At 49.2% G+C, this 20,391-nt stretch carries 22 protein-coding genes; all 22 read right to left on the bottom strand.

From position 1 onward, the window contains the following. Position 1: 1 nt before the first annotated feature. Complete coding sequence (locus KB186_RS15360; protein WP_232773923.1) at positions 2–1,378, bottom strand: NADH-quinone oxidoreductase subunit C; 1,377 nt, start codon at positions 1,376–1,378, stop codon at positions 2–4. Continuing rightward, the gene (locus KB186_RS15355) at positions 1,375–1,893 is read right to left on the bottom strand and encodes a NuoB/complex I 20 kDa subunit family protein (RefSeq protein ID WP_007725455.1); all 519 of its coding nucleotides are present in this window, start codon (positions 1,891–1,893) and stop codon (positions 1,375–1,377) included. The genes KB186_RS15360 and KB186_RS15355 overlap by 4 nt, the downstream gene beginning before the upstream one ends. Then, entirely contained in the window at positions 1,884–2,255 is a 372-nt protein-coding gene (locus tag KB186_RS15350; protein WP_015893615.1) for an NADH-quinone oxidoreductase subunit A, read from the bottom strand. Before KB186_RS15350 ends, KB186_RS15355 begins: the two co-directional genes overlap by 10 nt. A gap of 293 nt (positions 2,256–2,548) precedes the next feature. Then, positions 2,549–3,289, bottom strand: a complete 741-nt coding sequence (locus KB186_RS15345) for a DUF6042 family protein (RefSeq protein ID WP_173610472.1) — start codon at positions 3,287–3,289, stop codon at positions 2,549–2,551. Between the two features lie 221 nt (positions 3,290–3,510). Beyond that, positions 3,511–3,909 (bottom strand): F0F1 ATP synthase subunit epsilon, encoded by a 399-nt coding sequence (locus KB186_RS15340; protein WP_137031981.1) that lies wholly within the window; start codon positions 3,907–3,909, stop codon positions 3,511–3,513. Positions 3,910–3,936: 27 nt separating this feature from the next. Then, a complete protein-coding gene (gene atpD / locus KB186_RS15335; protein WP_015893618.1) occupies positions 3,937–5,346 on the bottom strand; it encodes a F0F1 ATP synthase subunit beta in 1,410 nt (469 codons plus the stop codon). 48 nt (positions 5,347–5,394) lie between these two features. After that, complete coding sequence (gene atpG, locus KB186_RS15330; protein WP_173610471.1) at positions 5,395–6,258, bottom strand: ATP synthase F1 subunit gamma; 864 nt, start codon at positions 6,256–6,258, stop codon at positions 5,395–5,397. 74 nt (positions 6,259–6,332) lie between these two features. After that, positions 6,333–7,844, bottom strand: coding sequence for a F0F1 ATP synthase subunit alpha (gene atpA, locus KB186_RS15325; RefSeq protein WP_106654764.1), 1,512 nt, complete (start codon positions 7,842–7,844; stop codon positions 6,333–6,335). A gap of 43 nt (positions 7,845–7,887) precedes the next feature. Then, entirely contained in the window at positions 7,888–8,415 is a 528-nt protein-coding gene (locus tag KB186_RS15320; RefSeq protein WP_173610469.1) for a F0F1 ATP synthase subunit delta, read from the bottom strand. Then, entirely contained in the window at positions 8,412–8,915 is a 504-nt protein-coding gene (gene atpF / locus KB186_RS15315) for a F0F1 ATP synthase subunit B (RefSeq protein ID WP_015893622.1), read from the bottom strand. The genes KB186_RS15320 and atpF overlap by 4 nt, the downstream gene beginning before the upstream one ends. 114 nt (positions 8,916–9,029) lie before the next feature. After that, the gene (atpE, locus tag KB186_RS15310) at positions 9,030–9,251 is read right to left on the bottom strand and encodes a F0F1 ATP synthase subunit C (RefSeq protein ID WP_015893623.1); all 222 of its coding nucleotides are present in this window, start codon (positions 9,249–9,251) and stop codon (positions 9,030–9,032) included. A 55-nt stretch (positions 9,252–9,306) separates the two neighbouring features. Next, on the bottom strand, positions 9,307–10,122 hold the full coding sequence (gene atpB / locus KB186_RS15305; protein WP_106779513.1) for a F0F1 ATP synthase subunit A: 816 nt from the start codon (positions 10,120–10,122) through the stop codon (positions 9,307–9,309). A gap of 67 nt (positions 10,123–10,189) precedes the next feature. Next, complete coding sequence (locus KB186_RS15300) at positions 10,190–10,558, bottom strand: ATP synthase subunit I (protein WP_173610468.1); 369 nt, start codon at positions 10,556–10,558, stop codon at positions 10,190–10,192. An 11-nt stretch (positions 10,559–10,569) separates the two neighbouring features. Then, the gene (locus tag KB186_RS15295; protein ID WP_026134010.1) at positions 10,570–10,779 is read right to left on the bottom strand and encodes an AtpZ/AtpI family protein; all 210 of its coding nucleotides are present in this window, start codon (positions 10,777–10,779) and stop codon (positions 10,570–10,572) included. A gap of 137 nt (positions 10,780–10,916) precedes the next feature. Further along, positions 10,917–12,107, bottom strand: coding sequence for an acetyl-CoA C-acetyltransferase (locus KB186_RS15290; RefSeq protein WP_173610466.1), 1,191 nt, complete (start codon positions 12,105–12,107; stop codon positions 10,917–10,919). 145 nt (positions 12,108–12,252) lie between these two features. Next, positions 12,253–14,241: an AraC family transcriptional regulator gene (locus tag KB186_RS15285; protein ID WP_232773922.1), complete on the bottom strand. Its 1,989-nt coding sequence runs from the start codon at positions 14,239–14,241 to the stop codon at positions 12,253–12,255. Positions 14,242–14,340: 99 nt separating this feature from the next. Beyond that, positions 14,341–15,159 carry a malonyl-ACP O-methyltransferase BioC gene (bioC, locus tag KB186_RS15280; protein ID WP_232773921.1) on the bottom strand — a complete coding sequence of 273 codons (819 nt, stop codon included), beginning with the start codon at positions 15,157–15,159 and terminating at the stop codon, positions 14,341–14,343. Then, the gene (locus tag KB186_RS15275) at positions 15,128–15,865 is read right to left on the bottom strand and encodes an alpha/beta fold hydrolase (protein ID WP_232773920.1); all 738 of its coding nucleotides are present in this window, start codon (positions 15,863–15,865) and stop codon (positions 15,128–15,130) included. The genes bioC and KB186_RS15275 overlap by 32 nt, the downstream gene beginning before the upstream one ends. Then, complete coding sequence (gene bioF, locus KB186_RS15270; protein ID WP_173610501.1) at positions 15,862–17,061, bottom strand: 8-amino-7-oxononanoate synthase; 1,200 nt, start codon at positions 17,059–17,061, stop codon at positions 15,862–15,864. Before bioF ends, KB186_RS15275 begins: the two co-directional genes overlap by 4 nt. Positions 17,062–17,077: 16 nt before the next feature. Further along, positions 17,078–18,073: a biotin synthase BioB gene (gene bioB / locus KB186_RS15265; protein WP_047069820.1), complete on the bottom strand. Its 996-nt coding sequence runs from the start codon at positions 18,071–18,073 to the stop codon at positions 17,078–17,080. Between the two features lie 20 nt (positions 18,074–18,093). After that, a complete protein-coding gene (gene bioD / locus KB186_RS15260; protein ID WP_232773919.1) occupies positions 18,094–18,813 on the bottom strand; it encodes a dethiobiotin synthase in 720 nt (239 codons plus the stop codon). A 1-nt stretch (position 18,814) separates the two neighbouring features. Further along, complete coding sequence (gene bioA / locus KB186_RS15255) at positions 18,815–20,200, bottom strand: adenosylmethionine--8-amino-7-oxononanoate transaminase (RefSeq protein ID WP_173610461.1); 1,386 nt, start codon at positions 20,198–20,200, stop codon at positions 18,815–18,817. Positions 20,201–20,391 lie beyond the last annotated feature (191 nt).

Genomic DNA, 20,391 nt, shown 5'->3' with positions numbered 1-20,391 from the left:
GCTAAACCTCCTCGTCGTATTGCACATAATCTTTGCGCAGCGGATACCCTACCCAATCATCCGGCAACAGGATTCGACGCAAATCCTTATGTCCCGGGAAATGAATACCCAAAAGGTCAAAAGTCTCTCTTTCATTCCAATTTGCGCCATGCCAGAGGTCCATTACAGAAGCAACTTTTGACTCTTCTCTGCTCGTTTTGACCTTTACTGCCAAGCTTTGACGATTTTTGTAGGAATAAAAGTGGTAGTATACCTCCAGGCGATCCTCGTAATCGACACCGTGAAGATCGGACAGGTACTCAAAACTCAATTGCTCATCATCTCTTAAAAATTGGGCAACTTGATGCCAACGTTCATTTTGAATGGTGAGAGTTGGAACTTCCTTACCTAGCTCGTTAATATACGAAGCCTCGATAACTTCCTGTCCAAACGCTTCGGAAATTCGTGAAACGTATTTATCAAGATAGGGCTGGTTTTTGGAAGGCACTTTCAGCGCTTCCTCTGCCGGGGTCTCATCCCCAGTTGCTTGCGTTGCTTTTGCCTTCGCTGCTGCTGCGGCGGCTGCTTTGGCTTTTGCGGCAGCAGCGGCCTTCGCCTTGGCATCGTCATCACCGGATTCATCGCCGCCTGCTTCACGAGCGGCTTTTGCCTTAGCAGCAGCTGCGGCGGCTGCGGCGGCCTTCGCCTTGGCATCCGCATCTGGAGCTGATTCTGCCGTATCGGCTCCGTTTTCCGCAGCTTCTTTTGCTTCCTTCGCTGCTTTTGCCTTGGCTAGTGCTTCTGCGGCGGCTGCTTTCTTGGCTGCGGCTTTTTCCTCAGATGTCATTTCCGACACAGGTTTTGCTGGGGGTGGTGCAGCTTCTGCCTGTTCCTTTGCTGCTTTTGCTTTGGCAATTGCTTCAGCCGCTGCGGCCTTCTTGGCTGCGGCCTTTTCTTCCGGTGTCATTTCCGACACAGGTTTTGCTGGGGGTGGAGCAGCTTCTGCCTGTTCCTTCGCCGCTTTTGCCTTGGCAATCGCTTCAGCCGCTGCTGCTTTCTTCGCTGCGGCTTTTTCTTCAGGTGTCATTTCCGACACAGGTTTTGCTGGGGGTGGTGCAGCTTCTTCCTGTTCCTTCGCCGCTTTTGCCTTGGCAATTGCTTCAGCCGCTGCTGCTTTCTTGGCTACGGCTTTTTCCTCAGGTGTCATTTCTGACACAGGTTTTGCTTCCGGAGCAGAGATTTCCTCTTGTGGCTCTTGAGATGCCTCCATTGGGCTCGCCTCTTGGGAAGCTTGTGCTTCCTGTTCTCTTAATTTTCGCAAAGCTTCGGCCTTGGCACGGGCTTCAGCCGCTGCCGCTGCCTTTTCCTCCGGCGTCGGCTTGCGCTTCTCGTCGCTCATAGATTGGTCACCTGCTTCCCAGTCTTCGCTTCGTAACGGATTTTTTCTTGGAGCTTATTGATTCCGTAGATCAAAGCGGCAGGGTTAGGCGGACAACCCGGAATATATACGTCGACAGGCACAATCTGGTCTACACCTTTTACCACGCTGTACGAGCGCACGTACGGACCTCCCGCTGTCGCACAGGAGCCCATGGCAATCACCCACTTTGGTTCAGGCATTTGATCATACAGCCTGCGAAGCAGTGGTGCCATCTTTTTCGTGACGGTCCCGGCTACGATCATGACATCAGATTGTCTTGGGGATGCTCGAAAAATAACACCAAACCGGTCGAGGTCATAACGCGCCCCACCCGTTCCCATCATCTCGATTGCGCAACAGGCCAAGCCAAAAGTTAATGGCCACAACGAGTTGCTGCGAACCCATCCCTTCACTGTTTCCAATGTCGTGAACATGACGTTGCGATTCAATTCCTCTTGCAATTCAGGCGCAATGCTTGTCAGGTCTAGTTCCATTCCAGCACCTTCTTTCTCCACGCGTAAATCAATCCTACGACGAGCAAGGATATAAAGATGACCATCTCGACTAAGGCAAAGAGCCCCAGTTCTTTGTAAGCGACGGCCCACGGATACAGAAAGAGTGTTTCTACATCAAAGATGACAAACATGAGGGCAAAGATGTAATACTTCACGTTGAAACGCACCCAACTGTCACCAACAGGAATGTTACCGCTTTCATAAGTAGTTTGCTTCTCCCGTGTCGGTTTCTTTGGACGAAGTAATGGACCAACAAAACTGACTGTAGCCACGGGCAACAACACACCAAGAATCAAAAAGATCGCGACAATCACATAATTGTTGGTATAGATGTCACTCACCCACGTTCCCTCCGCTCTTGAGAAAGGTATGAATCGTCTTGCGCTGTCCTCCAGAAGAAGTCGAGACTCCCTCAAAAGGGTACTGCTCGCAGCGTCAAAGGTGTAGGTATGAACGCTGTCGCTGCTAGAAAAAAATACCTTTATCATTATAGCAAATTGCCAATAGGGTGTCTAACGAAAGCCTTCCTTTTGTGCCATATAAAGGGAAAAAACTCAGAGATTTCCCCCTGAGTTTTTCCAGCATAGTATGATGACCAAACGAATATGCCCGTCTGGCTCTCTTATTCTCTTAATTATTGAACGTTGTTTGAAAATTGCTGTCCAAGGAAGTCCTCGTAAATACGTTCCCATACAATCGTGAAGTTCATCTTCTCGTCTTCTGGGATTTCCAGCATATTTTCAATCGCATCTTCCATATATGGAGTCAGCTTGATCAGAACCTCTGCCAGCATCTGGTCATTTGTGTTCAGCAATTGCTTCATTTCTGCTTTGGACATGCTGAACGTATTTTCTTCTTGCTCGTGCAGCTTCATTACGAGGCGGCTAAACATCGGATGCACCAATGCTTCCAGTTTAATATGAGCCAACGCAAGAGACTCTGCTTCACTCAGCTTGAACAATTCAGATGCATCTGGGAATGGATAAACCGGTACATCCCAGGCATCTTCATTATCGATTACCAGTCCCCACTTCACGAAAAGTTCAATTGCTTCGTCAAGAGATGTCGGATATGCATATTCGGAACGACTCATGAATGCTTTGAATCTGTTCAACAGGTTTACATAGCCTTTAAAATCCTCTTCAGACTTAAAGCCTTCTTGAACAGGCTCAGTGAATGTGCCTTTCAATGCATCGAACTCGTCCAGAGCTTTTCTCATCTCTTCTTTAGACTCATGCTTCGTTACCACATAGCACATTGCTTGGAAAAGAACATTCATTTCATGAGATAGCACGCTTGTCCAGCCATTAGCCGCAAAGCTGCTAGGAATCACTACGCCATCTTGATTGTGGCGGATATCGCGAACGGTTTGCATCAATTACACTCTCCTTTAATCCCAATAGCCAATGCCGCTTTTTCCCGCTGTTTATCATGATAACGTAGCTCGTCGGCAGGGCATTAGGTCTATTATACACAGAAACATTAGGCAATTACCAACTGGAAATATCATGCCCGATTTCCATGGCTCATCATTCATTACCCTATAACCGAAAAATCCCCGCAGCCACATGGGCGCGGGGATATCAAGCTTACGCTTTACTTCGATACGTCGAGACGTGCCATCGCACGTTGCAGCGCGCGTTCTGCACGCTTGACGTCGAGCTCGGCATATTTCTCAGCTAAACGCTTTTCAGCACGCTCTTTCGCAGCCTTCGCGCGTTCAACATCGATGTCTCCCGGCAATTCAGCCGTTTCAGCAAGGATGGTCACTTTATCGCCGCGCACTTCCATGAAGCCGCCGCTTACAGCCATCTTCACTTCTTTATCGCCTTCTGTCTTAATCCGAACTGGCGCTGTTTTCAGCGGGGTTACCAACGGCATGTGGTTTGGCATAATACCAATTTCCCCTTGCAAGCCGCGAGCAATCACCATTTCAGCCTGACCGCTGTAGACAACCCGTTCAGGAGTTACGACTTCAACTGTCATCTTACTCACTTACTCGTCTCCCCTTTCCAGGGTGTCTTACGCCATTTTCTTCGCTTTTTCTACCGCTTCTTCAATTGTACCTACGTACAGGAACGCGCCCTCTGGCAGGTGGTCATGCTTACCTTCGAGGATTTCCTTGAAGCTGCGAACAGTTTCCTTCAATGGCACGTATTGGCCTGGGTTACCAGTGAACTGCTCGGCAACGTGGAAGGACTGGGACAAGAAACGTTGAATGCGGCGTGCGCGTCCAACTACTTGCTTGTCGTCGTCGCTCAACTCGTCCATACCGAGAATCGCGATGATATCTTGCAGTTCTTTGTAACGTTGCAGGATTTTTTGAACGCTACGAGCCACATCATAGTGTTCTTGTCCTACAATATCAGGAGCCAGAGCACGGGAAGTGGATGCGAGTGGGTCTACCGCAGGGAAGATACCCAACTCAGCGATGGAACGCTCCAAGTTCGTTGTAGCGTCCAAGTGAGCAAACGTAGTAGCAGGAGCCGGGTCAGTGTAGTCATCCGCTGGTACGTAGATCGCTTGAATGGACGTTACGGAACCTTTTTTCGTGGAAGTAATACGCTCTTGCAGCTGACCCATTTCGGTAGCCAATGTTGGTTGGTAACCTACCGCAGATGGCATACGGCCCAAGAGAGCGGAAACTTCGGAACCCGCTTGAGTAAAGCGGAAAATGTTATCAACAAAGAGAAGAACGTCGCGGCCTTCTTCATCACGGAAGTATTCCGCCATAGTCAGACCAGTCAACGCTACACGAAGACGTGCACCAGGCGGTTCGTTCATCTGACCGAATACCATCGCGGTTTTCGGCAGTACGCCTGCGTCTTTCATCTCGTGGTACAGGTCGTTACCTTCACGGGTACGCTCACCTACACCAGCGAATACGGAAATACCACCGTGCTCTTGCGCGATGTTGTTGATCAGCTCTTGAATAGTAACGGTTTTACCTACACCCGCACCACCAAACAGACCGATCTTACCACCCTTGATGTACGGAGCCAAGAGGTCAATAACTTTGATACCTGTTTCCAGGATCTCAACAGTCGTTGCTTGGTCTACGAACTCAGGAGCTTTACGGTGAATTGGGTCACGACGATCTACTTGACCGAGTTCTTGCAGGTCGATCGGCTCACCCAATACGTTAAATACGCGTCCGAGGGTGATTGCACCCACTGGAACGGAGATAGCTGCACCGGTATCAACTGCTTCCATACCACGAACCAAACCGTCAGTGGAAGACATTGCAACGGTACGAACCAAGTTATCGCCCAAATGAGTAGCAACCTCAACAGTTAAGTCGATGTCGCGCTCACCGGCACTTTGTGCTTTATGTTGAATCTTGATCGCATTGTAAATGGCAGGCAGGTGTCCGCGGTCGAACTCGACGTCAACAACCGGACCCATTACCTGAACCACACGTCCATTCGCCATCTTACTTCTTCCCTCCTGTAAAGCTAAATTGGGAGCTATTCGCTGCCACTAAGCCTGTGCGTTTGCACCTGCAACGATCTCGGAAATCTCTTGTGTAATGGCTGCCTGACGAGCACGGTTGTAGCTCAACGTTAAACGGTTGATCATATCCGTAGCATTGTCTGTCGCGTTGCCCATTGCAGTCATACGGGAACCTTCTTCAGAAGCTTTTGCTTCGAGAAGTGCACTGTAAACCAGTGTTTCCGCATATTTCGGCAACAGGTCCGCCAATACTTCTTCCGAGGACGGCTCATACTCGTAATTGATTGCGCGCGCATTGTTGCTCTCGGGAGCTTCCAATGGCAGCAATTGTTTTACGGTAGGTATTTGCGAAATTGCACTTTGGAACTTGTTGTAGCACAGGTACAGTTCGTCAATCTGCTCATTCTCGAACATTTGGACTGCTGCACCGGCAATTTTCTTGATATCAGCAAAGGCTGGGCTGGTTGGCAGACCTGTCACTTCCTCCAAAAGCGGGTAGTTCCGTTTGCTGAAGAAGTCACGACCTTTGCGGCCAATCACAAAAATACCGTATTCATCCTTGGACTTGTGCTTCTCGTTAATGGTATTTACCACTTTACGGAGAATGTTGGCATTGTAACCCCCAGCAAGTCCACGGTCGGAAGTGATGACAATATAACCAGTCTTTTTCACCGGACGATTTTGCAACATTGGATGCTTGGAACCAGAGGTCCCACTCGCGATGCTTGCGATCACTTCCTGGATCTTGTCAGCATACGGGCGTGCCGCCTCAGCTTTATCCTGGTTACGGCGAAGCTTCGCAGCCGCCACCATTTTCATCGCTTTCGTGATTTGGCGCATATCTTTTTTACTTTTGATACTGCGTCGAATCTCACGTATTCCTTTAGCCACTCGTTTTCACCACCTTGAGGACGCATGCACGGGCAAATCGCCCGGCATGCATCTGATGTCTATCAGGTTAACGATTAGCGAGTTACCGAAAAGCCTTTTTTGAACTCTTCGATCGCTGCGTTGAATTCTTTTTCATCTGGAAGGTCTTTCGTTGTGCGGATGTGCTCCAACAGTTGTGGTTTGTTGGAATCCAAGAAAGACAACAGCTCTTTCTCAAAGCGGCGCACTTCTGCTACTGGAATATCATCCAGGTAACCTCTTGTAGCGCTATAGATAGAAGCAACTTGCTTCTCAACAGGCATTGGATCGAACTGACCTTGTTTCATGATTTCCATCAAGCGCTCACCACGGGTCAGACGAGCTTGGGTCGCTTTGTCCAGATCGGAACCGAACTGAGCAAACGCAGCCAACTCACGGTATTGAGCCAACTCGAGCTTGAGTGGACCTGCTACCTTTTTCATCGCCTTGATTTGCGCGGAACCACCTACACGGGATACGGAAAGACCGGTGTTAACCGCTGGACGTTGACCTGCGTTGAACAAGTCTGTCTCCAGGAAGATCTGACCGTCCGTGATGGAGATCACGTTCGTTGGAATGTATGCGGAAATGTCACCCGCTTGGGTTTCGATGAATGGCAGAGCCGTAATGGAACCAGCGCCCAGATCATCAGACAGTTTCGCAGCGCGCTCCAGCAAGCGGGAGTGCAAGTAGAATACGTCACCAGGATATGCTTCGCGACCTGGAGGACGGCGGAGCAAGAGGGACATTTCGCGGTATGCAGCAGCCTGTTTGGACAGGTCATCGTATACGCACAGAACGTGTCCGCCTTTGTACATGAAGTACTCAGCCATTGTTACACCTGTATATGGAGCCAGGTACAACATTGGAGCTGGGTCAGACGCAGTAGCAGAAACGATGATTGTGTATTCCAGAGCCCCTGCTTTACGCAGAGTTTCTACGATGTTTGCAACGGTAGATTGCTTTTGACCGATTGCAACGTAGATACAAATCATGTCTTTACCTTTTTGGTTGATGATCGTGTCGAGCGCCACTGCTGTTTTACCAGTTTGGCGGTCACCAATGATCAACTCACGCTGTCCACGACCAACTGGGATCATCGCGTCAATCGCTTTGATACCTGTTTGGAGTGGTTCGTGTACGGATTTACGTGCCATAACACCAGGAGCTGGGCTCTCGATTGGACGGAAACCGTTATTTGCGATAGGGCCTTGACCATCGATTGGTTGACCCAGTGGGTTTACAACGCGGCCGAGCAGCGCTTCCCCTACTGGAACTTCCATAACGCGGCCGGTACGTTTTACAGTATCGCCTTCCTTAATGTCGCGGAAAGGTCCCATAATAACGACACCCACGTTATCTTCTTCCAAGTTGAGTACCATACCCATTACGCCATTTTGGAACTCGAGAAGCTCCCCTTGCATGGCCTTTTCCAAACCGTGAACACGAGCAATACCGTCACCTACTTGGATGACTGTGCCTACATCCACAACTTCGATTTCAGATTTAAAGTTAGCGATCCGCTCTTTAATGAGGGAGCTAATCTCTTCTGGTCTGATTGCACTCACTTAATTCACCCCATTCATCCAACTTCTTAAAAGCCATCGAACTTTACGCTTTTTGCGCAAAGGTTTCCAACTTCGTTTTCAAGCTGCCATCGTACAGACGGTCGCCAATTTTGATAATAATGCCACCGAGAATCGCTGGATCTACGACTGCTGTCATACGCAGCTTTTTATTCAGCGTTTGTCCGAACTTCTCAGCCAGCTCATTTTGCTCTTCAGTAGAAAGCGGCTTTGCACTTGTCACAATCGCATCTGCAAATCCACGAGCTTCGTTCGCCAATTGTACAAAAGAACGGTAGATATCAACCAGATCAACTTCGCGTCCGTTCTCAATCAGGACGTTCAGAAAATTAAAGGCTTCTTCCCCTACATGGCTTTTGAACAATTCGTCAGCGAGCGTAGCTTTCGCATCTGCTGCGATGTGAGGGTGCAGCATGATCTTTTTCAGATCTTCATTGCCTTCAACCGCTTCCACGATTGCACCCAGGTCTGCTTCTACCTGATCAATCTTGCTACGTTCACTCGCTACTTCAAAGAGCGCACGAGCATAGCGTTTTCCTACTGCGCTACTCATAGGCGATCTCCCACTTGTGCGAGAAATTTATCAACAGTAGACTTTTGAGCTGCTTCGTCCAGTTCTTTCTCGATGATCTTGGAAGCCAAGAGCACGGACAGGCTGGTCATCTGCTCACGCAGTTCGAGTTTTGCTTTTTCCACTTCACGCGCCAGTTCAGCACTTGCTTCCGCTTTCATACGCTCGGATGCAGCTTGTGCTTCTGTCACGATTTTGGTTGCTTCATCAGACGCTTGCTTTGCAGCGCGGTCAATGATTGCTTTCGATTCTGCACGCGCTTCATCCAGCACGCGACGTTGCTCAGCTAGAAGAGCTTCCGCTTCAGTGCGGTTCTTCTCAGCTGAGGAGATTTGACTTTCGATATGCTGACGACGTTTTTCCATGATCCCTACGATCGGGCCCATAGCCAATTTACGAACAAGCAGCAACAACAACAAGAACACAATTGCCTGGGTTAACAGCGTTCCCCATTCCAGGGATACCGCTCCAAAGTCGAGCATTCGTTTCACTCCTTCCTGCGAAAAGAAAGATGTATCATCAAGGTTATTAATTGTCTTTGTCAAAAATATAGGCGGGTATCAAGTGCCCGCCTATTGTTACTAAATGCTCGCTGATTACAGGCGACCGAAGAGAATGAAACCGATCGCTACAGCGATGATCGGAACTGCCTCTACCAGACCAAGACCCAGGAACATGAGACCCATCAGGCTACCACGTGCTTCTGGTTGACGAGCTACGCCTTCAATTGTACGAGAGATTACCAGAGAGTTACCAATCGCTGCGCCAAGAGCAGCCAGACCAAATACGATACCAATTGCAAGAGCCAAACCTTCCATTGTTTAAAAACCTCCTTAGTGTTTAAAAAACGAAAATAAAATCGGGTAAGCGAAATTAGTGTTCTTCATTCACTTGCTGTGACAGGTAAACCATCGCCAGCGTTGTGAAAATGAATGCCTGTACGGAACCAACGAACACTGAGTAGCCCAACCACAGGAACAGCGGAATGCTTCCGAAGATCCCTACACCCAGCAGGAAGGCGATCAAAACCTCACCCGCAAAGATGTTACCGAATAGACGCAAAGGCAGCGTCAACGGCTTGATGATGAACTCCTCCAGAATGTGAATCGGGTTCAGGAATGTATGTTTCAACCATCCGCCGAAGCTCTTCTTGATGCCCAGATAGTGAGCGTAGAGAAGAACGATGAACGCCAGAGCGAAAGTTACGCTTGGAGTCGCTGTTGGTGATTTCCACCAGCCAATGACAACGCCATGCGAGGACGGATCGGTAGAGTTCAACTCTTCTTCAAGCTTGGCCATCTTTTGTTGCTTCATTTGTTCATTCGTGGAAGCCGTCAACATGTCTTTAACCTTTTCACTTACTTGATGGTCAGGACCGTTGTGGTGAGCCGTGTTTACGTTAAATACGAGACCCAGTTGGTTTCCAAGGAAAATGTAAAGGAACAAAGTGAGTGCCAGCGAGACAAAGCCCGCAGCCTTCTTCGGTGTGATGTAGCTTTTTGTAATGCCGGTAACGAAGTCCACAATCCATTCCATCACGTTTTGCGCGCCGCTTGGAGTTGCGGAGGTCAGGTTGCGGGTCATCCCGATACACAGCAAAAGCACCACCAGAGAGGTAACCAAAATCATGAGAATAGTGGAGATGTCAAATACCATGCCCAACCATTCAAACCGCAGAGAATAATGCATGTATTTCACCCCTTTCTTCCGCGCGAGTCTATTGCTTACGTACGTGTAAAGAAAAAATATCTACTATCTATTTAAAGGAGCGATACACAAATAGGAAACTGAGAATCTGAAAGAGGAATAAACCTATCAACACGCCACCGATTCCAAACAAATGAGGAAAACGCATTGTCAAAAAGACTGCAAAGCCTGCCACAGCCAGTCGCTGCAACATACCAGTCCCTTTTGGCCGGACATTTGAATCAACAGCCATCTGACCTATGCGCCAGGTTTTGCTGAAGAGGACCGTGCCATTCACCAAACTGCAAACCATCCCAAGCAGGAGGCTTTGCAAAAAGAAACGATATGATGGCAACACCGCCCAGAGTATCGAGGCAATTGCCATACAGAAAAAGGCATAGCGAAACGTGGATCGCATTGCCGAAGAAAACGTTTGCATGTTCCATCTCCCTAGAGGTAACCGCGAACGATGCGGTAGACGCTATACACGCCTATTCCTAATCCCGCGAGCAGCCCAACCATCAAAAAAAGCGGATTGGTAGAGAAAAGACCATCCAAGTATTTTCCCAGAAGGACTCCCGAAATCACGCAAACGGCCATATCGACACCGATCAGGGTGACCAACGTGATCGCTCGCCACGGATTATCCAATTTCGACACAGAGTAACATTCTCCTTTCATACATAAGGAGAGGGCTGGTGTCAAGTGCCCCTTTGCCCTCATTCATATTAACGAAGAATTATTCCCTTTGTCAACGTTCGGCTCAGTCTGTACACAAAGCGTTCACAATTTAAAATTTAAATTTTCTCGACAATTGTAGAGACCCCTTGTCCACCGCCGATGCAAAGAGTCGCTAACCCATATTTTACCCCTTCGCGTTTTTGCAATTCATGCACGAGTGTGACCAGGATTCTCGCGCCACTCGCACCAATTGGATGCCCCAAAGCAATGGCTCCGCCGTTGACATTCAGCTTCTCACGATCAAAGCCTAGTGCTTTGCCTACAGACAGCGATTGGACGGCAAAAGCTTCATTTGCTTCGATCAAGTCGATGTCAGCAATCGACAGACCCGCTTTTTCCAGTACGCGTTTGGTCGCAGGAACTGGACCGTACCCCATGATACTTGGATCAACACCTGCACTCGCATTGGCTACAATACGGGCGAGAGGCTTCACGCCCAGCTCTTCTGCTTTTTCGCGTGTCATAATCAAGAGAGCTGCTGCTCCATCGTTGATGCCAGATGCATTCCCGGCTGTCACGGTTCCATCCTTTTTAAATGCAGGCTTTAATTTGCCTAGCGCTTCGGCCGTCACGCCAACGCGCGGGAATTCGTCTACGGCAAACAGCACCGGATCACCCTTGCGTTGCGGGATTGGAACCGGCACGATTTCTTCCTGAAAACGACCACTAGCGAGCGCTTGCTGAGCCTTTTCCTGGCTCCACGCTGAAAACTCATCCTGCTCTTCGCGTCCGATTTCGTATTTGGTGCAGAGGTTCTCTGCTGTAATGCCCATGTGGTAGTCGTTGAAAGCACACCACAGTCCGTCACGAATCATGGAGTCTACTACTTTCTGGTCTCCCATGCGGTAGCCTGAGCGCGCACCTTCCATTAAATAAGGTGCCTGACTCATATTCTCCATCCCGCCAGCCAAGACAACTTCTGCCTCACCTGCAAGGATTGACTGCACAGCCAGATGAACGGCTTTTAGACCTGAACCACAAACCTTGTTGATTGTCAGGGAGGGAACTTCATGAGCAAGGCCCGCGTGAATAGAAGCCTGGCGCGCCGGGTTTTGACCCAAGCCTGCTGACAATACGTTCCCCATAATCACTTCATCGACCGCATCCTTGGAAACACCTGCACGCTCTAGCGCTGCTTCCAGTACAATCCCGCCCAGCTTTGTCGCGCTGACACCTGCAAGCGTTCCTTGAAAGCTACCTATAGCAGTGCGCACAGCACTCGCAATGACGATTTCTCTTTGACTCATCTTCCACACACCCCTCGAATAAACAGGATAGGCAACCTTCTTAAGATTCCATCTTTTTGTGATAATTCCTGCCAGGAAATCGCTTTCTTTTCCAATTCATAAAAAAACGTCACAGCTCTTAGGAGAGAGTGACGGTCTGTATGATTTATAGAAGCGCCTCTGCAATTTCATCGACGATATTGTTGATGGCAATCGGGCCATAATAGGCAATCCACACAGTTGTGTTTACCTCGTACACCTTATTTTCCTTGGCTGCTTTTAGCCCTTTCCAAATGGAGCTATTTTTGAATTCGTCCGTTAATGCTTGGTTCGCTTTGTCCGTTACGACAAATATGTGATCGGCATTTACCTCTGGCAGCACTTCCAGAGAAATCATCGTAGCTGTATCAGATTTATCCATCGCTGGCTTGGGAGGAGTCAGTCCCAAATCGGAATACAAGATAGCAGCCGTACGGTGTTCAACTGTGTGCAGTCGAATGGCATTATCACGCGGACGAATAAGTGCGACGGACTCACCCTTGAGCTTGGTTGCGAGTTCTGCTTTCAGTTTGTTCGTTTTCTCTTTGTAGTCTTTTACGATTTGCTCAGCTTCTTGTTCTTTTTCGAGAATTTTCCCGAATGTAAGCAGTGTATCCCGCCAGTCTTCGTTTCGGCCAAACATGATGGTTGGTGCGATTTTGGACAGGTTATCATAGATTTTGTCCTGGAACTCCGTGCAAATAATCAAGTCAGGCTCCATGGCCACGACCGCTTCCGAATTGGGCTCGTCCTTTGTCCCGAGTACATGTACATCTTTTAGCTTGTCCATGAGATACTCAGGAAACTTTGTACCGTCCCCCGTTGTAATTACACTGCCTGCAGGCAGTTCGCCCAAGGCCAGCATTTGATCTGCGTACTGCGTATCCAGCACAGCGATTCTGACTGGTTTAAAATCAAGCGTCAGCTCGCCTTTCATGTGTTTGATAGTACGTGTCTCGCTTTTCTTCACTTCTTGATTCGCGCTAGGTTGCGTGGTATTCGATTGCGTCGCTACCTGCTTCGAGGCGCCTGTTGCTGTACTCCCCGAATTGCTAGAATTCATGCCGCCAGCCGAGCAAGCTCCCAGCAGCAAGGTAAGGCTCAGCATCAGATTCAGCGCCAGCATCGCTTTTGTACTCTTATACATCGGTACGGCTCCTCCATCTCTTGAATGCGAGTGATTTTGATTTTCATTTTCAATGTGATCATTATATTTCCACAGCTTTTGACCAGCAATGGAATATCGCGACAAGAGTGATGGACTTTGGCGACGTTGTTCCGGTGTCAGAGAATATTCTTTGTAGGAAGACGGAGATATACCTGTGTATTTTTTGAAGATACGACTGAAATAATAGCTGTCGGCATAACCTACTGATTCCGCTACTTCTTTTAGTCCCAAATTCGTTTGACGCAGCAGTTCCTGCGCTTTTTGAATGCGCACTTGGATCAGATAGTCGATAGGGCCGACCGCTAGCTGGGCTTTAAAGGTGCGTTGCAGGGATCGGGAGCTGCAGTTTAAGAGCGCGGATAGATCATCGAGTGTGAAAGTCTCTGCGTAGTGCTCCTCGATATGCCTGATGGCCTGTTCGACCAAGTTCGGTACTGTTACTCCGATTCCTTGTGACTGCATCTGTGCCATTAGCTCACATACGAGTTGATAAAGCAGAGCCTTGGCTCGCAGCTTGTCCAGATTGCCGTTCTGATTCCATGCTTGCTGCATACGTGATATTGCGACAAATACATTTGCCTGATGCATGGGAGTAAAGCCGTATTGGATGTGAAAAGGTTGTGTTTTCTCCAGTAAACGCAGCAGCTCCTGCCGGCAAGGCAACGGCAAATGAGCTTTGTACAAAATCAGATAGTATTCCAGCTCATCCTTTATTTCCTCGATATCCACGTAAGTACCTTTGCCAGCATGGGCAATATAGCAATTCTTGATCGCATGCACATTCCCGTCAAGACGAATCAGACCACTGCCTCTCACCGAAAATAGAAAGGCACTAGCCGGCAATTGATAGGACCGCAGCTGTTCTCCGGCTCGCATGACGATATGCCGTACATCATGTAATCGTACACTTGCCTGATTCCATAAAAAAATATGATCATCTACGTTCATTGTCCCACATTCAACTCCTTGATAGCCCTCCCATCGTTCCTCTATTCATTCTATTTGATAACCATTCTCATTTCCATAACAAAGATCATTGATAACACACTACACCGATGAAATCGCGCGAACGTAAATAACTTCGTAGGTGACAGGGATGCCTGTTTCTCTTTTATACGTCTGCTCATAGTATTGAATCATTTCTGCAAGGAGTTTTCTGCGTCCAAGACCGCTCCCTTGCTCCATACTTGCACTGGCGCCCACAGCTTTCACGGCATGCAAAAAATCCCGTACACCCGGGTACGTTAGCCGCTCATATTTCCTAATGATCTCTATATCCGTAAACCCTGCTTGCTTCAATTGCTCACGCCAATCACGTGCAGAGAGAAACTCCAAGCCATGGCGCACTCCCTTCTCCCCCAAAATTGCATGAGCATTCGCAAACGAATCATGCAGCTCCCAAAAAGTATCGGGTCCAAATGTTGAAAAAACCAAAGGTGCTCCGGGCTTCAGGATTCTTGCCAATCCTTTTAGCGTATGCGTAGGCTTGGCAAACCACTGAAAGCATGCTCCTGAAACGATCAAATCCTTTGACTCCGCCTGTTGTTCCCAAACCCATTCTTCGGCATCAGCTTGAAAATAGGAGCAAATCAGGCGTTGCTGCTCCAGATTGTTCTTCGCCTGCTCCAACATGCCTGACGCAATCTCTACCGCCTCGTAATGGGCAGCAGAAAAATAGCTGCGAATGACGCGGGTTAACCCCACTGTCCCACAGCCAATCTCTACGATGTTTCGCACATCATTCTCATTCGCTATCTCTATAATCATTTGACTCAAATGATCGACCATCTTCTTTTGCACGAGTGCGTATTTTTCGTATGAGACAGCCTTCTCACTAAATCGGCTGCTGATTGCCCTCTTCTGCAAGCTGCTCCACCATCCTCTTTAGCGAATCTCCTACAACCTCTGGAACAAATACATGCGGGGCATGACCACAGTCAGGAATTTGCACGAAATGGGCACTCGAAAGGCTACTCGCCAGCTCTTCTCCCGCTGAGAACGAACAGATAGCATCCTCCATTCCATGAATGACGAGAGCAGGAGTAGTCAGCGAAGACAGAAACGGGCGGCAATCCTCTTCTTCTAAATAGGTCAAGCCCGCAACCAACGCCGCCGTACTCCAATTCTGGCTGTCCAGTCCCACTTGCAGACCTGTTTGTTCTCGCTCTCCTGGTGTTAGCATTTGTTTGACAAAAGTGTCCATCACACGCTCGCGTGCAACAGAAAGCTGCCTTTTCATCCTTTGCAAAACAACGGGATGCCACCCTTTACGAAGATCATGCTGTTCGCTCGTAAAGCGTGCTGTCGTGCCGATCAAAACAAGTCCTGAGACCGGGTACTGGGCAGCGAGGCGTAATCCGAGCATTCCTCCCATTGACCATCCCACTACAATCAGCTCCTGAGCCGATTGGGAGCGGACTTCCTCTTCTACTCTCTCGTAAAATTGTGAGGGGTTCGTGACGTCCGAATAAGTAGGAATGATATGCTGATAGGAAGGAAACTGTGAGCGAACTGCATCCCAGCTGCAATCTGGCATTCCCCACCCGTTTAGCCACAGCATCACTTTTCTCACGATATCGCCCCTCCTTTGTGAAGTTCGTCTCTGATTTCGCTCACTTGCTCACAAGCCCACTCCAGCTCTTCGCGCGTATGGTCAGCCATCACCGTAAAACGGATACGCGCGGTTCCTGCTGGCACAGTAGGAGGTCGAATCGCCACTGCTGCAATCCCTCGCTGCCGAAGCCTTTTGCTGAATTGCAAAGTCCACTCATTCTCTCCTAACGTGAGCGGGATAATTGGCGTATCTTCTTCGTCTACGGTAAACCCGTATGAGCGAAGCAACTGGCGAAACATGAGCGCATTCTGCCTCACTGCTTTTCTTCGCCAAGAGTCTGTTTGTACCAAAGACAACGCCGCCAGATTCGAACCAATCACAGCAGGAGGCAGAGCTGTGGAATAGACTAGCGAGCGTGCTTTTGTCATCAAATAACGAATGATGATCTCATCTGCGCATACGTATGCGCCATAAACACCAAATGCCTTGCTGAAGGTTCCCATCAAAACATCGACTTGTCCGGCGATGCCTAGCTCGTGGCACAAGCCCTGCCCTTCCTCACCACGCACTCCCCCTGCATGGGCTTCGTCAACCATAAGGATGGCATCGTAACGATCTCGCAGTTGTACCAATTCAAGAAGAGGGGCTTTATCACCGTCCATGGAGAATATGCTGTCCGTGACGATCCACTTCCGTCTTGTATCCTGGTGCTTTTTCAGCAAAAATTCCAGGTGCTCCATGTCGTTATGTCTATACCGAAAATGCTCCGCCCGACTGAGCACGATCCCATCTACGATGCTGGCGTGATTCAACCGATCACTAAAAACAGCGTCGCCTCTTCCAGCAAGCGCTGCAAGTACCCCTGTATTTGCCTGATAGCCATTTGCAAAAACAAGCGCCCCTTCTCTCTCTTTCCACGCCGCCAATTGTTGTTCCAGCTCGTCGTATAACGCGTAGTTACCATGGACGAGGCGAGAGGCAGTTCCTCCTGCCCCCCACTCCTCTGCCGCTATCTTGCCAGCTTCCACGATTCGTCGATCATGAGCCAAGCCCAAATAGTTGTTCGATGACAGGTTTAATAATGGTCTCCCTTCGACTTGAATCCACGTGCCAGCGCGATCAATGGCTGACTCTACAGTGTTCCATTCTCTTGCCAACGATTGTTTGCACAATGAATCGTATTCTTCTTCCAGCCATGTGTAGCGTTTCTTCATCACTGACCTACTTGTCCTACAACGCACACAGCTCGATTTCAAACCCGAGGTCTTCAATCATCTGATGGTCTGTCGTGATTTCTTGCCCGGGTGTCGTCAAATAATCACCTACAAACAATGAGTTGGCTGCATACAAGGAAAGCGGCTGCAAGGTGCGCAGATTCACTTCGCGACCACCCGCAACACGAATTTCTTTATCCGGGCAAATAAATCGGAACAAGGCGAGAACACGAAGAGCCTTCATTGCCGGGGTGCGTCCTTTATCCTCCAACGGGGTTCCTGGAATCGCATTTAAAAAATTGATCGGGATGGAATCTGCGTCGAGATTGCGCAGGGCAAATGCCATTTCAACGATCTCCTCATCGCTCTCCCCCATGCCGATGATCACGCCTGCGCAGGGCGACATCCCTGCTCTTTTTACGGTATCGACTGTCTGTACACGCTGATCGTACGTGTGCGTTGTCGTAATCGCTTCGTAATGGTTGCGACTCGTGTTGAGATTATGGTTGTAGCGGTGAACACCTGAATCTTTTAGTCGCGTTGCTTGTTCGTCGCTTAGTATCCCTAAGCACGCGCAAATTTTCAGTGGCATTGTCTCGCGGATTTCTTTGACTGCCTCGATGACCTGCCCCAGCTCTTTTTCCGTGGGACCACGTCCTGAGGCGACAATACAGTATGTACCTGCTTTTCGATTCATGGCTTCTCGCGCACCTGCGAGCAATGTCTCCTTATCCAGCATCGTGTACTTGGATACGGGAGCATTCGAAACAATCGACTGCGAGCAGTAACCGCAATCCTCCGGGCATAGGCCGCTCTTGGCGTTGATGATCATGTTCAGTTTGACCTTTTTTCCGAAAAAGTGCTTTCTGACGCGAAAAGCTTCGTTCATGACCAGCAGCAGCTCATCATCTGGCGCTTGCAACACCTTCATAGCCTCTTCCTGCGTAAACTCTTCTTTGGCAATCGCTTTATGGGCGTATTCCTTCCAATCCAGACAGGTGCTTTGCTTCATTTTCTCGTCTCCCCTTCATTTTATTTATGGCTCCACTGGTACAGCTGTCCGATGTCTACACATTCGTGGATTAACTGTGTCAACTGCTGACGCCCTAACGGTTGGTCTATCCATGGAAGTACGCCCCATACAGGAACTCCCCCATAGCTCTCAATCATGCTCGCGTTTGTTTTGACACTCTCATCAATGACACCAGCTGAGTTGTTTTGATTCAGGATGACACCTACAACCTCGATCCCGAGTTCCCGTGCATACCAAACGGACAACAGCGTATGGTTAATCGTGCCGAGCCCAGCCCGAGCCACGATGAGCATTGGCAGGTTCAGTCGAACAGCAAGATCCGCCATCGTTTCGGTTGGAGTCAATGGCACAATCAGACCACCGGCTCCTTCGACGAGGAGTGCCGGATAACGTTCCATCAGGGAGCGTCCTCCAGCAATTACTTGCTCCATAGTCAAGCTTTTCCCCTCTGCTTCCGCAGCCAGATAAGGGGTAAGCGGTGCCGCAAAACAGAGCGGAGCTATCTCCTCACACGCGTCATGCACTCCACTCCACGATCTCAAGCGCATTGCGTCACTGCCCTCATCCTGTGCTCGTGCTCCTGACTGGACCGGCTTCCAAACCCCGATGTCCACTCCTGTCTCACGCAACACGGATGCGATTCCGGCAGTCACAATCGTTTTGCCTACCCCAGTATCTGTCCCTGTGATGAACAATCCGGATAAGGGGCGATCAGCCATATCAATCACTCCTCGTATCGCCTGTCGTTACGTCCTGAATCGATTCCGCCAAAATCCGAACCATGTCAGCCAATTCTTCGGTTGTAGATACAAGCGGTGGGATAAAAACGATGACGTTGCCCAACGGTCGTGTCAAAAGCCCTTTTTCTCTTGCTGCCTGACAGACACGTACACCGATCCGCTCATTCCAGTGATAAGGCTCCTTGGTCTCTTTATCCCGAACCAGCTCGATTCCCGCCATCAGACCTTTTTGCCGAATTTCTCCTACATGAGGCAGGTCGTATAACGGCCCTAGCAATTGATCCAGATCGATTGCCTTTTTTGCTACTTGTTGAACGACTCCGCGCTCCTCCATCAGCCGCAGGTTGGCGAGAGCAACTGCACAGCCGAGTGGATTTCCTGTGAACGAATGTCCGTGAAAGAAGGTTTTCTGTTCCTCATAGTCGGCGAAAAAAGCATCATAAATCTGCTCGGTTACTAAGGTAGCCGCTACTGGTAAATACCCGCCCGTGAGCCCTTTCGCAACCGCCATGATGTCCGGCACGACCCCATCATGCTCACAAGCGAACATTTTGCCTGTGCGTCCAAATCCTGTTGCTACCTCGTCTGCGATCAGCAATACATCATGGGCGCGCAACAGCTCCGCGATTTTTTTCAAGCAACCGTCTGGCATGATAATCATGCCACTTGCTCCCTGCACGACAGGCTCTACGATCATCGCCGCAATCTCATGAGCTCTTTCCCGAAGCAAGCTTTCCAGACTGCTCAACGTGGCCTGAACGGCTGCTTCTTCTCCTCCCTGCCGGTATGGATAAGGGTATGGAATGACGTGTGGAGAAAAGAGCAGTGGTTTGTAAACTTGATGGTAGAGAGGAATGGCTCCCACGCTGGTAGCTCCAATCGTATCCCCGTGATAGGCATTGTTCATCGTGATAAACGAATGCTTGCCGGTCTGCCCGCGATTTTGCCAGTATTGGAACGCCATTTTCAGTGAGATTTCGACCGCCGTTGCCCCGTTGTCAGAGTAAAAGACCTTGCTCAATCCTTTTGGAGCGAGCTGGATCAGTTTTTCCGCTAATAAAATGGATGGGACGTTTGCCATGCCGAGCAAGGTAGAGTGGGCAATCTGGTCGAGCTGGTCTGTGATTGCCTGATTTAGCTCGGGAACGTTGTGACCATGGACGTTCAACCACACGGAGGAAAAGCCGTCGTAATAAGCCTTGCCGTTCACATCGAACAGCTTGATCCCTTCTCCTCTCGCAATAATCAATGGCTCCTGTGCGACGTAGTCTTTCATTTGGGTGAAGGGATGCCACACGTATCGCTTGTTTTTGGCAGAGAGCTCTGCATAACTTTTTAACAACCAAATCACAACCTTGGTTAACATATATTTGTTAACTGTTATTTTAAAATGGTTAACTCATTTTGACAAAGCTTTTTTTGATCTTGAAAAATAAAAGGACTTTCTGGTTTGAGTCAACATAGGGGAGGAGAAGAAAAAGCGCAGTTCTCTTCGACTCTGACACGCCCGCAAAGGGGATTTACTGTCCGTCTCCACTTCCAAAAGGGGACCGTCGA

It is taken from the genome of Brevibacillus sp. AF8, from assembly GCF_021270385.1.
GTDB lineage: Bacteria > Bacillota > Bacilli > Brevibacillales > Brevibacillaceae > Brevibacillus.
Note: the sequence above shows the minus strand (reverse complement) of the source record. Positions and strands in the feature narration are given on the sequence as shown.

Coding starts and splice junctions, on each gene's coding strand:
- bioB (WP_047069820.1), bottom strand. CDS start 18,073: ATGAAGCAAAGCACCTGTCTGGATTGGAAGGAATACGCCCATAAAGCG.
- bioF (WP_173610501.1), bottom strand. CDS start 17,061: ATGAAGAAACGCTACACATGGCTGGAAGAAGAATACGATTCATTGTGC.
- KB186_RS15355 (WP_007725455.1), bottom strand. CDS start 1,893: ATGGAACTAGACCTGACAAGCATTGCGCCTGAATTGCAAGAGGAATTG.
- bioA (WP_173610461.1), bottom strand. CDS start 20,200: ATGTTAACCAAGGTTGTGATTTGGTTGTTAAAAAGTTATGCAGAGCTC.
- KB186_RS15320 (WP_173610469.1), bottom strand. CDS start 8,415: ATGAGTAGCGCAGTAGGAAAACGCTATGCTCGTGCGCTCTTTGAAGTA.
- atpD (WP_015893618.1), bottom strand. CDS start 5,346: ATGGCGAATGGACGTGTGGTTCAGGTAATGGGTCCGGTTGTTGACGTC.
- KB186_RS15290 (WP_173610466.1), bottom strand. CDS start 12,107: ATGAGTCAAAGAGAAATCGTCATTGCGAGTGCTGTGCGCACTGCTATA.
- KB186_RS15360 (WP_232773923.1), bottom strand. CDS start 1,378: ATGAGCGACGAGAAGCGCAAGCCGACGCCGGAGGAAAAGGCAGCGGCA.
- KB186_RS15285 (WP_232773922.1), bottom strand. CDS start 14,241: ATGAACGTAGATGATCATATTTTTTTATGGAATCAGGCAAGTGTACGA.
- bioD (WP_232773919.1), bottom strand. CDS start 18,813: ATGGCTGATCGCCCCTTATCCGGATTGTTCATCACAGGGACAGATACT.
- atpB (WP_106779513.1), bottom strand. CDS start 10,122: ATGCATTATTCTCTGCGGTTTGAATGGTTGGGCATGGTATTTGACATC.
- atpF (WP_015893622.1), bottom strand. CDS start 8,915: ATGCTCGACTTTGGAGCGGTATCCCTGGAATGGGGAACGCTGTTAACC.
- KB186_RS15345 (WP_173610472.1), bottom strand. CDS start 3,289: ATGCAAACCGTTCGCGATATCCGCCACAATCAAGATGGCGTAGTGATT.
- atpE (WP_015893623.1), bottom strand. CDS start 9,251: ATGGAAGGTTTGGCTCTTGCAATTGGTATCGTATTTGGTCTGGCTGCT.
- KB186_RS15300 (WP_173610468.1), bottom strand. CDS start 10,558: ATGCAAACGTTTTCTTCGGCAATGCGATCCACGTTTCGCTATGCCTTT.